Source organism: Escherichia sp. TW09308 (assembly GCF_000208565.1).
Classification (GTDB): Bacteria; Pseudomonadota; Gammaproteobacteria; order Enterobacterales; family Enterobacteriaceae; genus Escherichia; species Escherichia marmotae.
Genome location: NZ_AEME01000001.1, coordinates 1,960,668 through 1,973,851 on the forward strand (window position 1 = coordinate 1,960,668; position 13,184 = coordinate 1,973,851).

Below are 13,184 nucleotides of genomic sequence, written 5' to 3' on the forward strand. Positions count from 1 at the left end.
ACGGATGGAAGATTATGGCAGGGATATATCGCTGCATTTTGCTGTTGATAGTTGGGCTTTTTTTCTCTTCGTTGAGTTATGCGAAAAACACGGAGATCCCTTCATATGAAGAAGGGATCTCGCTCTTTGATGTTGAAGCCACTCTGCAACCGGATGGGGTGCTCGACATCAAAGAGAATATTTATTTTCAGGCGCGAAATCAGCAGATTAAGCACGGATTTTCTCGTGATTTACCACGACTATGGATGCAGTCTAATGGGGACGCTGCACTGCTGAACTATCGTATTGTTGGCGTTACCCGTGACGGCGTTCCTGAACCCTGGCATCTTGACTGGCATATTGGGTTAATGAGTATTGTCGTGGGCGATAAACAACGTTTCTTGCCTCAAGGCGACTATCATTATCAAATTCATTATCAGGTTAAAAATGCTTTCCTGCGTGAGGGAGATTCTGACCTGCTAATCTGGAACGTGACCGGTAGCAACTGGCCGTTTGAAATCTATAAGACCCGATTTTCACTCAAGTTCTCTAATATTGCGGGTAATCCATTTAGTGAAATCGATATCTTTACCGGAGATGAGGGCGACACATATCGAAATGGCCGCATCCTTGAGGACGGAAGAATTGAATCTCGCGATCCGTTTTATCGAGAAGACTTCACGGTTCTCTACCGTTGGCCTCATGCCTTGCTGGATAATGCCCCAGCACAACACACGACGAATATTTTTAGCCATCTTTTTGGACCCTCAACATCGTCTCTTATCATTTGGTTACCGTGTTTGCTCTTGGCGTGTGGATGGTTATATCTCTGGAAGCGCAGGCCGCAATTTACGCCGGTAGATGTGATTGAAACCGATGTCATTCCGCCAGATTACACGCCCGGAATGTTACGTCTCGATGCGAAGCTGGTTTACGACGATAAAGGTTTTTGTGCCGATATCGTAAATCTGATTGTGAAAGGAAAAATTCATCTGGAAGATCAGTATGACAAAAATCAGCAAACCCTGATCCATGTTAATGAAGGCGCCACCAGAAATAATGCGGTATTACTGCCCGCAGAGCAGTTATTACTGGAAGCGTTATTTCGTAAAGGCGATAAGGTCGTTCTCACGGGGAGGCGCAACAGCGTCTTACGCAGAGCATTTTTACGGATGCAGAAATTTTATCTGCCGCGTAAAAAGTCTTCCTTTTACCGACCTGATGCGTTTTTGCAATGGGGGGGAATGGCGATATTGGCGGTCATTCTCTACGGTAATCTGAGTCCCATAGGTTGGGCAGGAATGAGTCTGGTGGGCGATATGTTTATTATGATCTGCTGGCTTCTTCCTTTTTTATTTTGTTCCCTTGAGCTTTTGTTGGCCCGCGATGATGACAAGCCTTGCGTTAATCGTGTAATAATCACTTTGTTTTTACCACTGATTTGTTCAGGCGTGGCCTTCTATTCTCTCTACATCAATGTCGGAGATGTATTCTTTTACTGGTATATGCCAGCGGGTTATTTTAGCGCTGTTTTCCTGACCGGTTATCTCACTGGCATGGGGTATATTTTTCTGCCAAAGTTTACCCAAACTGGGCAGCAACGTTATGCCCACGGTGAAGCTATCGTTAACTATCTTGCGCGTAAAGAGGCGGCAACGCACAGTGGGCGGCGGCGGAAAGGGGAAACACGGAAACTGGATTACGCTTTGTTAGGTTGGGCTATATCAGCAAATTTGGGGAGGGAATGGGCGTTACGCATCGCCCCTTCGCTCTCTTCGGCTATTCGCGCTCCAGAGATTGCCCGTAACGGCGTTTTATTCTCATTACAGACGCACCTGAGTTGCGGGGCCTATACCAGTTTGTTGGGGCGGAGCTATTCCGGTGGTGGTTCTGGCGCTGGTGGCGGTGCGGGAGGTGGAGGCGGTGGTGGTTGGTAACCAAACCGATGTTAATCGAAACAAGCTTTAACCATAAAGATAGTGTAGTATGTTGCGCCTCAAAGCCAGGCCAGTTAAAACGTCGAGTCGTTTACTTAAGGCCTGAAGAGTTCAAACAGACTTTACTATCAGTGAGTCAGATGTAAGTTCTGACTCATTGTTGCACAAAAGCATATCAGACGCCTGGGAAGGCGACACCAAAAGGAAGCTCTATGAGCGAAAAGCTACAGAAAGTGCTGGCGCGTGCCGGCCACGGTTCTCGCCGTGAAATTGAATCTATTATTGAAGCCGGTCGTGTGAGTGTTGATGGCAAAATTGCTAAACTCGGCGATCGCGTTGAAGTTACCCCTGGGCTGAAAATCCGTATCGATGGTCACCTGATTTCGGTACGCGAGTCCGCTGAACAAATTTGTCGCGTTCTGGCCTATTACAAGCCAGAAGGCGAGTTGTGTACTCGTAATGACCCGGAAGGGCGTCCGACCGTGTTTGATCGTCTGCCGAAGCTGCGTGGGGCGCGCTGGATTGCCGTTGGCCGTCTCGACGTTAACACCTGTGGTCTGTTGCTGTTCACCACCGATGGTGAACTGGCAAACCGCTTAATGCACCCAAGCCGTGAAGTTGAACGTGAATATGCCGTGCGTGTATTTGGTCAGGTTGACGATGCAAAACTGCGTGATTTGAGTCGCGGCGTGCAACTGGAAGATGGTCCGGCAGCCTTTAAAACCATCAAGTTCAGTGGCGGTGAAGGGATCAACCAGTGGTATAACGTCACTCTTACCGAGGGCCGTAACCGTGAGGTTCGTCGTCTTTGGGAAGCGGTTGGCGTGCAGGTTAGCCGCCTGATTCGTGTGCGCTACGGTGATATTCCACTGCCGAAAGGCCTGCCACGCGGTGGCTGGACGGAGCTGGATCTCGCCCAGACTAACTATCTGCGTGAGCTAGTGGAACTGCCGCCAGAAACCAGTTCTAAAGTTGCCGTAGAAAAAGATCGTCGTCGTATGAAGGCGAATCAAATTCGACGTGCGGTGAAACGTCACAGTCAGGTGAGCGGCGGTCGTCGTTCTGGCGGACGTAATAATAACGGTTAATTTAAGTTAAGTATAAAATAAAGGCCCTGCGGGGCCTTTTCTTCATTTGAAGCATGATAAATAGTCGCAGCATTTTAATTTAATTTCATACTTGCTTATGAATAATGCCCGGAAATAGCCACATTACTATTTAATTATCTGAGATAAACTCAACGTCAAGAGGTGGGTTATGATTAGATATAGTGGAGTATTTCTATCGCTGTTAATGATTTCAGGTTGTGCAACCGATGCTTTGAAAAATGAACAAGCTGAAACTGTTATTACTGCGGGTAACAAGGCGGTGGCGGCGAATGCAAGTTTCTTTAAACAATACTATGCTTCTCGTGAAAACTTTCTTGTTAATTTTTATGCGACTAATCCGGAGTGTGCACCCCGACCAGATTATGAGGTAGTTATTGAAAACAGTACCAGTAATGAGTCATTGTGTCAGCAACCTGGAGATAAGCACAAAAAATCTCAAGAAGATCTTTTTACTACAAAGATAGTCGCTACTGAAAAAGAAAGATTGCTGGCTTCTATGGAAATCATTAGCAGTATGAGTTCTTATGTCGAACTTTTGAATGAGGATTTAGATGTTAAAGACAGCAAACAGTTCATATTGCTTAAACAAGCTCTGGATCACGCGAATAATGCGGGGGCACTTCTGGGTATCAATGATGGTGGAACATTAACAAAATCTGCAGCAGCGGTTAAAGATTTAGTGGTTTATTTCAATGGGTTGTATAATACAAGGGTAAGCGCAGGGAATATAGGTAGTACGGTAAATAATCATTGGCAAAGAATAAAAAATGATCTAACTGATATACGAAACGATATCGCGACAAAAGGTAAACAAACCGGAAGAAATACCTTTGCGACGGTACATAATAATCTCGTTTATTACAATGCCTCCTTAAAAAAAGGAGGAGGTAATGAATTTAAGACATTGAAGAGCAGACAAGAATTCCTGGCTGCGATTATCAGCATTAATGAAACACGTCTTCGTGCAGCAGATCCAGCAATTCCAGCAATACAAGCACTGAACTCATTTCTTGACGAGGGGAATCACCTTAAGGATTTATACACTAATAAAACACGCACAGCGGCTGAACAAAAAAGGCTAAATGAAATATTACGTGCACAAGTAATTAGTGGGTTAAAGGCGTCTGAGGGGCTGGCAAAACTACTTATTGCTAGCGGAATAATGTTATAGGAGGCTTTTTATGAACGATGTACAAAATCGTAGAATACTGGCATTACTCGACATGCTGTATAATACACTGGGCAATAAAACCACATGTAAGGTTTGTCATAAATATTTTATCCTTATCCTCTCGATTATGAACAACCTGACGATTAACTATGGTTCTGAAACCTCACCAGAGTTAAGCGGAATTAGTTATGAAGATGCGAATGCGTTAATTACTGAACTGATATTATTTATTGAAGATGTTGACGCTGAGAATCATGAAGCATATCCGGGACATTTGAATGAGATTAAACGCATTCTGAATTTCGCTATTGCCGCTTGAATATAATTATGATTAAAGCACCTCAAGAGGCAATCTTTTGAGGTGCTTTCACTTAATAATCAATCCCGATTTGTGCTTTAACTCCTGCATCAAACGCATGTTTGACGGGGCGTAATTCACTGACGGTATCTGCCAGTTCAAGTATATCCCGATGACAGCCACGACCCGTGATAATCACCGTTTGCTGATGTGGACGCTCATTTAAGGCTTGCACCACTTCTTCCAGTGGCAAATAGTCATACGCCACCATATACGTCAGCTCATCGAGCAAAACCATATCCAGCGAGGAATCAGCCAGCATTCGCTTTGCATGTTGCCAGACTTCACGGCAGGCAGCGGTATCAGCTTCGCGGTTTTGCGTATCCCAGGTAAAACCTGTTGCCATCACCTGAAACTCGACGCCGTGTGGTTCCAGTAGATTGCGCTCGCCGTTAGGCCAGGTGCCTTTAATAAACTGCACGACGCCCACTTTTTTTCCGTGACCTACCGCGCGTGTTGCCGAACCAAATGCCGCAGTGGTTTTGCCTTTTCCATTGCCAGTAAAAACAATAATAATGCCGCGCTCATCCTGGGCCTGCGCCACGCGGGCATCCACTTTTTCTTTAACACGTTGCTGACGCTGTTGGTAGCGTTCGTCACTCATTGGGAAATTCCTGGTTTACGGCCCGGTTGGGCGTCAAAGGTCATACCGGTTTTACGGCGGCTGTCATCGCCCATCAGCCAGAGGTATAGCGGCATGATATCGGCGGGTGTTTTGAGCTTCAGCGGATCTTCCGTAGGGAAGGCACTGGCACGCATGGCAGTGCGCGTACCGCCCGGGTTAATGCAGTTCACACGCAGACGCTGCTGATATTCATCGGCCAGTACTTGCATCATCCCTTCGGTGGCAAATTTAGAGGCAGCATATGCGCCCCAGTTGGCACGCCCCTGACGTCCAACGCTTGATGAGGTAAAGACCAGCGAACCGGCGTCCGATTTGAGTAATAAAGGAAGAAGTGCCTGGGTCAGCATAAAGGTAGCATTTACGTTGACCTGCATGACATCCTGCCAGACCTGCGGATTTTGCTCGCTCATCGGGCAAACTTCGCCAAGCAATCCGGCATTATGCAGAACGCCGTCCAGACGCGGATAATTAACGGCAATGCGCTGTGCCAGTTGATGACAATCTTCGGATGTGCAGGTCAGCAAATCGAGAATAAACCACTGTGGCTGGTGTCCGGTCTCTTCGAACATACGCCGGGCGACCTGACGTAATTTTTCTTCGTTACGACCCAGTAAAATCACCGTCGCGCCATAACGCGCATAAGTCTGAGCGGCTTCACGACCAATTCCGTCGCTGGCACCGGTCACCAGGATAATACGATCATTGAGTAAATCTTGTTTTGGTTGGTAATGCATGGCTACTCCTCAACGACATTATCCGTCGCGTTGCCAGTGTACTTATGACTTTGAGGGGTTATGCCTTAAACAGAGGCGCATTTCAATCAGCCAGGAGCGATAACGCCGTAAAATGAATACTTTGTCATACTTTCTCGTCAAGAATATCTCTGCGAGACGGCTTAACATGCCTGTTGTAAACTGTGAAGCAAAGCGTTGTTTAACCAAGGTGGGACTCGTGGAATTGTTGTCTGAATATGGTTTGTTTTTGGCGAAAATTGTCACTGTTGTGGTGGCGATTGCGGCTATTGCCGCCATTATTGTCAATGTTGCCCAACGTAATAAGCGCCAGCGTGGCGAGTTACGGGTTAATAATCTCAGCGAACAATATAAGGAGATGAAAGAAGAACTGGCCGCAGCGCTGATGGATACACATCAGCAAAAACAGTGGCATAAAGCGCAGAAGAAAAAGCACAAGCAAGAAGCGAAAGCAGCGAAAGCGAGAGCCAAACTGGGCGAGGTGGTGACTGACAGTAAGCCCCGTGTCTGGGTGCTGGATTTCAAAGGCAGCATGGACGCGCATGAAGTGAACTCGCTGCGTGAAGAGGTCACTGCGGTACTCGCGGCATTTAAGCCGCGTGACCAGGTGGTTTTGCGTCTGGAAAGCCCCGGCGGTATGGTTCATGGTTACGGTCTGGCAGCTTCGCAGTTGCAGCGTCTGCGCGATAAAAACATTCCTTTAACCGTTACGGTAGACAAAGTGGCTGCCAGCGGCGGCTACATGATGGCCTGTGTTGCGGATAAAATTGTTTCCGCACCGTTTGCCATTGTTGGCTCCATCGGTGTGGTGGCGCAAATGCCCAACTTTAACCGCTTCCTGAAAAGTAAAGATATTGATATCGAACTGCATACTGCCGGGCAATATAAGCGGACGTTGACATTGCTGGGTGAAAACACCGAAGAAGGGCGTGAGAAATTCCGTGAAGAACTGAACGAAACACATCAGCTATTTAAAGCTTTTGTAAAACGTATGCGTCCGTCTCTGGATATTGAAGAGGTGGCTACTGGCGAACACTGGTACGGGCAACAGGCGGTAGAGAAAGGTCTGGTTGACGAAATAAACACCAGTGATGAAGTGATTCTGAGTCTGATGGAAGGCCGTGAAGTGGTTAACGTGCGTTATATGCAGCGTAAACGGTTAATAGACCGATTTACCGGCAGTGCGGCAGAGAGCGTCGACCGATTGTTGTTACGCTGGTGGCAGCGCGGGCAAAAGCCTTTGATGTAAAAGACAAACGCGAGGTTCAGGCCTCGCGTTTTGCTTTAATCTACCAGATGATATTTTTCCGAGAGCACGTGAGCCAGGTGTTTAAACATATTAAACACCGCGGTGCTTTTCGCAGTCGGCAATCCTTGTTCATCTAAAAAGTAATCGCCGGTAAACACCAGTACGCCATTACGCTGCGTAACGCCGGTGGCTTCAATTCCTGCGAGCGTATCCTCATGCTCACGAATGATTTTGTTGGCCTCTTTCAACAGCGTTTCGCGGTCGATGGGTTGTGTCTCTTTGTTCATTATTTACTCCTTAAACAAGGACATTAGTCTACGCCAGGCATGGCTTGCAGACAAATATACCACGCTGGCGTCAGGTGCGCCTTACTGGCAACTTTGGATTTTGCATGCTAATAAAGTTGCGTAACGGATTTTATCAGGTACAGTGTGACGCTTTCGTCAATCTGGCAATAGATTTGCTTGACATTCGACCAAAATTCCGTCGTGCTATAGCGCCTGTAGGCAAAGACCTGCTAACTCAGTCACCTGAATTTTCGTGAACAGAGTCACGACAAGGGGTTGATATCCGCAGAGAGCGAGTCCATATCGGTAACTCGTTGCCAGTGGAAGGTTTATCAATGTGCGACGCATTCCTGGAAGAATCAAATTAGGTAAGGTGAATATGGGTAAAGCTCTTGTCATCGTTGAGTCCCCGGCAAAAGCCAAAACGATCAACAAGTATCTGGGTAGTGACTACGTGGTGAAATCCAGCGTCGGTCACATCCGCGATTTGCCGACCAGTGGCTCAACTACTAAAAAGAGTGCCGACTCTACCTCCACCAAGACGGCTAAAAAGCCTAAAAAGGATGAACGTGGCGCTCTCGTCAACCGTATGGGGGTTGACCCGTGGCACAATTGGGAGGCGCACTATGAAGTGTTGCCTGGTAAAGAGAAGGTCGTCTCTGAACTGAAACAACTGGCTGAAAAAGCCGACCACATCTATCTCGCAACCGACCTTGACCGCGAAGGGGAAGCCATTGCATGGCACCTGCGGGAAGTGATTGGTGGTGATGATGCGCGCTATAGCCGGGTGGTGTTTAACGAAATTACTAAAAACGCGATCCGCCAGGCTTTCAACAAACCTGGTGAGCTGAATATTGATCGTGTTAATGCCCAGCAGGCGCGTCGCTTTATGGATCGTGTGGTGGGTTATATGGTTTCTCCGCTGCTGTGGAAAAAGATTGCTCGCGGTCTTTCTGCCGGGCGTGTGCAATCAGTGGCGGTTCGCCTAGTGGTCGAGCGTGAACGAGAAATTAAAGCGTTCGTACCGGAAGAGTTCTGGGAGGTGGATGCCAGCACGACCACACCATCAGGCGAAGCGTTGGCCTTGCAGGTGACCCATCAGAACGACAAACCGTTCCGCCCGGCGACTAAAGAACAAACTCAGGCAGCGGTAAGTCTGCTGGAAAAAGCGCGCTATAGCGTGCTGGAACGTGAAGACAAACCGACAACCAGTAAACCTGGCGCGCCTTTTATTACTTCCACATTGCAACAGGCTGCCAGTACCCGTCTTGGTTTTGGCGTGAAAAAAACCATGATGATGGCGCAGCGTCTGTATGAAGCTGGCTATATCACTTACATGCGTACCGACTCCACTAACCTGAGTCAGGACGCGGTAAATATGGTTCGTGGATATATCAGCGATAATTTCGGTAAGAAATATCTGCCGGAAAGCCCGAACCAATACGCCAGTAAAGAAAACTCTCAAGAAGCGCACGAAGCGATTCGTCCTTCTGACGTCAATGTAATGGCAGAATCGCTGAAAGATATGGAAGCGGATGCGCAGAAACTGTACCAGTTAATCTGGCGTCAGTTCGTTGCATGTCAGATGACCCCGGCGAAATATGACTCCACCACGCTGACCGTTGGCGCAGGTGATTTCCGCCTGAAAGCGCGCGGACGTATTTTGCGTTTCGACGGCTGGACGAAAGTGATGCCCGCGCTGCGTAAAGGCGATGAAGATCGTATTTTACCGGCTGTCGATAAAGGTGACTCACTGTCGCTTGTTGAGCTGACACCTGCTCAGCACTTTACCAAACCGCCAGCCCGTTTCAGTGAAGCTTCGCTGGTTAAAGAACTGGAAAAACGCGGTATTGGTCGTCCTTCCACCTATGCGTCGATCATTTCGACCATTCAGGATCGTGGTTATGTGCGCGTAGAAAACCGTCGTTTCTATGCGGAAAAAATGGGTGAGATCGTAACTGATCGCCTGGAAGAAAATTTCCGTGAGTTAATGAACTACGACTTTACCGCGCAGATGGAAAACAGCCTCGACCAGGTGGCGAATCACGAAGCAGAGTGGAAAGCCGTACTGGATCACTTCTTCTCGGATTTCACCCAGCAGCTCGATAAAGCGGAAAAAGATCCGGAAGAGGGCGGTATGCGGCCGAACCAGATGGTTCTGACCAGTATCGATTGCCCGACCTGTGGCCGCAAAATGGGTATTCGTACTGCCAGTACCGGGGTATTCCTCGGCTGTTCCGGCTATGCGCTACCGCCGAAAGAGCGTTGCAAAACCACCATCAACCTGGTGCCGGAAAACGAAGTGCTTAACGTGCTGGAAGGCGAAGATGCTGAAACCAACGCGCTGCGCGCCAAACGTCGTTGCCAGAAGTGTGGCACGGCGATGGATAGCTATCTCATCGATCCGAAACGTAAATTGCATGTCTGTGGTAATAACCCAACCTGCGACGGTTACGAGATCGAAGAGGGCGAATTCCGCATTAAAGGTTATGACGGCCCGATCGTTGAGTGTGAAAAATGTGGTTCTGAAATGCATCTGAAAATGGGGCGTTTCGGTAAATACATGGCCTGCACTAACGAAGAGTGTAAAAACACGCGTAAGATTTTACGTAACGGTGAAGTCGCGCCGCCGAAAGAAGATCCGGTTCCGCTGCCAGAATTACCGTGCGAAAAATCGGATGCTTATTTCGTGCTGCGTGATGGTGCTGCCGGTGTGTTCCTGGCTGCCAATACCTTCCCTAAATCACGTGAAACGCGTGCACCGCTGGTGGAAGAGCTTTATCGCTTCCGCGACCGTTTACCGGAAAAATTGCGTTATCTGGCCGATGCGCCGCAGCAGGATCCGGAAGGTAATAAGACAATGGTTCGCTTTAGCCGTAAAACCAAACAGCAATATGTCTCTTCGGAAAAAGATGGAAAGGCAACTGGCTGGTCAGCATTTTATGTAGATGGCAAATGGGTTGAAGGGAAAAAATAACCTTTAACTTTTTCCGGTTTTTATAAACAAAGGGTCGCGAAAACGGCCCTTTTTTATTACATATTATTTTTTCTGCACACCTATACACTAAAGCTATAAATGATATAGTGGTTATAGTTATCGCTTTTTTTATTATTAAATCGTATTAGTCACCCGCCAGGTGTGACGAAAAAACGATGTTCAGATGGCGTCTAAGTGGATGGTTTAACATGAAATTACAACAACTTCGCTATATTGTTGAGGTGGTCAATCATAACCTGAATGTCTCATCAACGGCTGAAGGACTTTACACATCACAACCTGGGATCAGTAAGCAAGTCAGAATGCTGGAAGATGAGTTGGGCATTCAAATTTTTTCCCGCAGCGGCAAGCATTTGACGCAGGTTACTCCAGCCGGGCAGGAAATAATTCGTATTGCTCGTGAAGTCCTGTCGAAAGTAGATGCCATTAAATCGGTTGCCGGAGAGCACACCTGGCCAGATAAAGGCTCATTATATATTGCTACTACTCACACTCAGGCACGCTATGCGTTACCAAACGTTATCAAAGGTTTTATTGAGCGTTATCCTCGCGTTTCTTTGCATATGCACCAGGGATCACCGACACAAATTGCCGATGCAGTCTCTAAAGGTAATGCCGATTTCGCTATTGCCACGGAAGCACTTCATTTGTATGAAGATTTGGTGATGCTGCCATGCTATCACTGGAACCGGGCTATTGTGGTGACCCCGGACCACCCACTGGCAGGCAAAAATGCAATCACCATTGAAGAACTGGCGCAGTATCCGTTGGTGACGTATACCTTCGGTTTTACCGGACGCTCTGAACTGGATACCGCTTTTAACCGTGCAGGGTTGACGCCGCGTATCGTCTTCACGGCAACGGATGCTGATGTCATTAAAACCTACGTCCGGTTGGGACTGGGGGTAGGGGTGATTGCCAGCATGGCGGTCGACCCGGTTGCTGACCCTGACCTGGTTCGTGTCGATGCACACGACATTTTCAGCCATAGCACAACCAAAATTGGTTTTCGTCGCAGTACGTTTTTACGCAGTTATATGTATGATTTCATTCAGCGTTTTGCCCCGCATTTAACGCGAGACGTCGTTGATGCCGCTGTGGCACTGCGTTCTAATGAAGAAATTGAGGTCATGTTTAAAGATATCAAGTTGCCTGAAAAATAATTACCTGCGTTATTTCCGGCACCTTTATGTTACCAGGGGGCCGGAATATATTCTCTGCTCCTTCTTATTCGTACGCACCCACAATATAATTACCCCTGAAATCTTTATGGTAAATCGATCATAAAGTAGTGCCTAATTACCCGCCTCGCAAACTTCAATCTTCAAATATCTATATCAGGTCAAAAGATTGAATTATTCACTGGATACGATTCGTAAATTAGCTGGATTTTTGGCTAAAGTTTCATTAGGATTTGTCTCATCGTTTGATTAATTTTACCAATTGGTTAACGTCTTACTGATAAGTGATGGCGATCATATGAGGTTAGCAATGCCTTCTGGAAATCAGGAACCCCGCCGGGACCCTGAATTAAAACGCAAAGCCTGGCGTGCAGTATTTCTTGGTTCTGCACTCTTCTGGGTGGTTGTCGCACTACTGATATGGAAAGTGTGGGGATAACGATGGTTGTTCAGGAGCAGCATCAGGAATCGTCACCATTATGTCAGCATAGTGACAACGAAATGGAAACGAAACGAGAATGTTCCGTCGTTATTCCAGATGACTGGAAACTAACGTCGCAGCAGCAAGCCTTTATAGAGATGTTTGCTGAAGATGATCAGCAGAAACAATAATTATCATCATTCTTATTATCCGATATATTCGTGAATTAAACGCTTTTTAATACACCACTGCAATAAAAGGTTGAGTAATTTCAACATAAAGTAATAACAAATAAAGGGTGTAGCCTATGATCATCACAAATACGAAATACTGGTCCTGGATGGGCGCATTTTCTCTGTCGATACTCTTCTGGTCCGAACTCATCTGGATAGTTGCTCACTAATCTCTGACCTCGCTGCGGCGAGGTTTTTCTTTGTGTGCCGGGCATGTTCAGCAGCTCGGGGGTGAAAGTCCCCTGTCCAGCCTGATGGTGGCGAAGGACTAGCGAAGCGCAAGGGCGTCGTCGTGAGGCGGGGTCTGAAGGAAGCGTGAAGCAAATCCATGACCTGACGAACAGAAATCCGATACGAGGCCTACCCGGTTGGCGGAGCAAGCAAAGAATTGCGAAGGCCATAACCATCAAGAACCGGGGCGGTAAATCGGACAGGTGTGTGGTGAAGGCGGCTGAACTTACCCCGGGAGGCCTGTCCGTCGTTCTGTATCCAGAACTGAGCGTACCATAAGGGGCGCTGACCGGCGGACAGGAGTCAGCAGAGGGCATAGTAGGGCATGACACCCGAAGGCCCGAACGGTAATGAGTGACGAGTATCAACGGAGGTTCTGAACGGTCATGCAGCAGAAAACGCATCGCGACCCTGAGGCCGGGGAACGGGGTGAAGCCCCGAACGCCGCCCTTCCGGGGGCTGAAACCGTGCAGGCACCGACGAACAGAGAAAGTCCGTCGTCAACAGTGTGGCTGATGGAAGCCATTTGTGAACCAGTCAATCTCAGGCAAGCCCTGAAAAGAGTTAAAGCCAACAAAGGTGCAGCGGGAGTCGATGGTATGGCGTAAGCGAACTGCCGGACTACCTGAGGCACCACTGGCCAGAGCTGAAAG

Annotated in this window: 14 protein-coding genes; 11 read left to right on the forward strand and 3 right to left on the reverse strand. The window is 47.8% G+C overall.

Translation table 11 applies throughout. The features are described 5' to 3' along the window. Positions 1 to 14: 14 nt before the first annotated feature. The 4 genes from ESM_RS0109405 (at position 15) to ESM_RS0109420 (ending at position 4,515) form a co-directional block, all read left to right on the forward strand. Entirely contained in the window at positions 15 to 1,916 is a 1,902-nt protein-coding gene (locus ESM_RS0109405) for a DUF2207 domain-containing protein (RefSeq protein ID WP_010377673.1), read from the forward strand. Between the two features lie 212 nt (positions 1,917 to 2,128). Beyond that, positions 2,129 to 3,004, forward strand: coding sequence for a 23S rRNA pseudouridine(2605) synthase RluB (gene rluB, locus ESM_RS0109410; protein WP_001291217.1), 876 nt, complete (start codon positions 2,129 to 2,131; stop codon positions 3,002 to 3,004). A 169-nt stretch (positions 3,005 to 3,173) separates the two neighbouring features. Continuing rightward, on the forward strand, positions 3,174 to 4,196 hold the full coding sequence (locus tag ESM_RS0109415) for a hypothetical protein (protein WP_000622032.1): 1,023 nt from the start codon (positions 3,174 to 3,176) through the stop codon (positions 4,194 to 4,196). Between the two features lie 10 nt (positions 4,197 to 4,206). Further along, positions 4,207 to 4,515, forward strand: a complete 309-nt coding sequence (locus tag ESM_RS0109420; RefSeq protein ID WP_001516496.1) for a hypothetical protein — start codon at positions 4,207 to 4,209, stop codon at positions 4,513 to 4,515. Positions 4,516 to 4,567: 52 nt separating this feature from the next. Here the strand turns inward: ESM_RS0109420 and cobO are convergent, their stop codons facing one another. Both cobO and ESM_RS0109430 read right to left on the reverse strand, forming a co-directional pair. Beyond that, on the reverse strand, positions 4,568 to 5,158 hold the full coding sequence (cobO, locus tag ESM_RS0109425; protein WP_001278879.1) for a cob(I)yrinic acid a,c-diamide adenosyltransferase: 591 nt from the start codon (positions 5,156 to 5,158) through the stop codon (positions 4,568 to 4,570). Further along, the gene (locus ESM_RS0109430; RefSeq protein WP_000559299.1) at positions 5,155 to 5,913 is read right to left on the reverse strand and encodes a YciK family oxidoreductase; all 759 of its coding nucleotides are present in this window, start codon (positions 5,911 to 5,913) and stop codon (positions 5,155 to 5,157) included. The genes cobO and ESM_RS0109430 overlap by 4 nt, the downstream gene beginning before the upstream one ends. A 217-nt stretch (positions 5,914 to 6,130) precedes the next feature. Between ESM_RS0109430 and sohB the strand changes: the two genes are divergently transcribed. Then, positions 6,131 to 7,180 carry a protease SohB gene (gene sohB, locus ESM_RS0109435; protein ID WP_000422073.1) on the forward strand — a complete coding sequence of 350 codons (1,050 nt, stop codon included), beginning with the start codon at positions 6,131 to 6,133 and terminating at the stop codon, positions 7,178 to 7,180. Positions 7,181 to 7,215: 35 nt separating this feature from the next. Here sohB and ESM_RS0109440 read toward each other — a convergent pair whose 3' ends face one another. Beyond that, a complete protein-coding gene (locus ESM_RS0109440; RefSeq protein WP_001031530.1) occupies positions 7,216 to 7,467 on the reverse strand; it encodes a YciN family protein in 252 nt (83 codons plus the stop codon). Positions 7,468 to 7,846: 379 nt separating this feature from the next. Here ESM_RS0109440 and topA point away from each other — a divergent pair, with 379 nt between their 5' ends. The 6 genes from topA to ESM_RS1000000127740 all read left to right on the forward strand — a co-directional run bounded on the left by topA (position 7,847) and on the right by ESM_RS1000000127740 (position 13,139). Further along, a complete protein-coding gene (gene topA / locus ESM_RS0109445; RefSeq protein ID WP_001516492.1) occupies positions 7,847 to 10,444 on the forward strand; it encodes a type I DNA topoisomerase in 2,598 nt (865 codons plus the stop codon). A 209-nt stretch (positions 10,445 to 10,653) separates the two neighbouring features. Further along, a complete protein-coding gene (gene cysB, locus ESM_RS0109450) occupies positions 10,654 to 11,628 on the forward strand; it encodes an HTH-type transcriptional regulator CysB (protein ID WP_000776256.1) in 975 nt (324 codons plus the stop codon). A gap of 316 nt (positions 11,629 to 11,944) precedes the next feature. Beyond that, positions 11,945 to 12,085 carry a YmiA family putative membrane protein gene (locus tag ESM_RS01000000124465; RefSeq protein ID WP_077627674.1) on the forward strand — a complete coding sequence of 47 codons (141 nt, stop codon included), beginning with the start codon at positions 11,945 to 11,947 and terminating at the stop codon, positions 12,083 to 12,085. Positions 12,086 to 12,087: 2 nt separating this feature from the next. Then, positions 12,088 to 12,258: a protein YciX gene (yciX, locus tag ESM_RS01000000124470; protein WP_000261428.1), complete on the forward strand. Its 171-nt coding sequence runs from the start codon at positions 12,088 to 12,090 to the stop codon at positions 12,256 to 12,258. 116 nt (positions 12,259 to 12,374) lie between these two features. Further along, positions 12,375 to 12,470: a small membrane protein YmiC gene (gene ymiC, locus ESM_RS1000000128390; RefSeq protein ID WP_122983110.1), complete on the forward strand. Its 96-nt coding sequence runs from the start codon at positions 12,375 to 12,377 to the stop codon at positions 12,468 to 12,470. 447 nt (positions 12,471 to 12,917) lie between these two features. Continuing rightward, entirely contained in the window at positions 12,918 to 13,139 is a 222-nt protein-coding gene (locus ESM_RS1000000127740; protein ID WP_077627675.1) for a hypothetical protein, read from the forward strand. Positions 13,140 to 13,184: the final 45 nt, after the last annotated feature.

What these genes read in the sequence shown, in the direction of transcription:
- yciX (WP_000261428.1), top strand. Translation starts at nt 12,088, where the DNA reads ATGGTTGTTCAGGAGCAGCATCAGGAATCGTCACCATTATGTCAGCAT.
- cobO (WP_001278879.1), bottom strand. Translation starts at nt 5,158, where the DNA reads ATGAGTGACGAACGCTACCAACAGCGTCAGCAACGTGTTAAAGAAAAA.
- ESM_RS1000000127740 (WP_077627675.1), top strand. Translation starts at nt 12,918, where the DNA reads ATGCAGCAGAAAACGCATCGCGACCCTGAGGCCGGGGAACGGGGTGAA.
- ESM_RS0109415 (WP_000622032.1), top strand. Translation starts at nt 3,174, where the DNA reads ATGATTAGATATAGTGGAGTATTTCTATCGCTGTTAATGATTTCAGGT.
- ESM_RS0109440 (WP_001031530.1), bottom strand. Translation starts at nt 7,467, where the DNA reads ATGAACAAAGAGACACAACCCATCGACCGCGAAACGCTGTTGAAAGAG.
- ESM_RS01000000124465 (WP_077627674.1), top strand. Translation starts at nt 11,945, where the DNA reads ATGAGGTTAGCAATGCCTTCTGGAAATCAGGAACCCCGCCGGGACCCT.
- ymiC (WP_122983110.1), top strand. Translation starts at nt 12,375, where the DNA reads ATGATCATCACAAATACGAAATACTGGTCCTGGATGGGCGCATTTTCT.
- ESM_RS0109430 (WP_000559299.1), bottom strand. Translation starts at nt 5,913, where the DNA reads ATGCATTACCAACCAAAACAAGATTTACTCAATGATCGTATTATCCTG.
- ESM_RS0109405 (WP_010377673.1), top strand. Translation starts at nt 15, where the DNA reads ATGGCAGGGATATATCGCTGCATTTTGCTGTTGATAGTTGGGCTTTTT.
- rluB (WP_001291217.1), top strand. Translation starts at nt 2,129, where the DNA reads ATGAGCGAAAAGCTACAGAAAGTGCTGGCGCGTGCCGGCCACGGTTCT.
- cysB (WP_000776256.1), top strand. Translation starts at nt 10,654, where the DNA reads ATGAAATTACAACAACTTCGCTATATTGTTGAGGTGGTCAATCATAAC.
- ESM_RS0109420 (WP_001516496.1), top strand. Translation starts at nt 4,207, where the DNA reads ATGAACGATGTACAAAATCGTAGAATACTGGCATTACTCGACATGCTG.
- topA (WP_001516492.1), top strand. Translation starts at nt 7,847, where the DNA reads ATGGGTAAAGCTCTTGTCATCGTTGAGTCCCCGGCAAAAGCCAAAACG.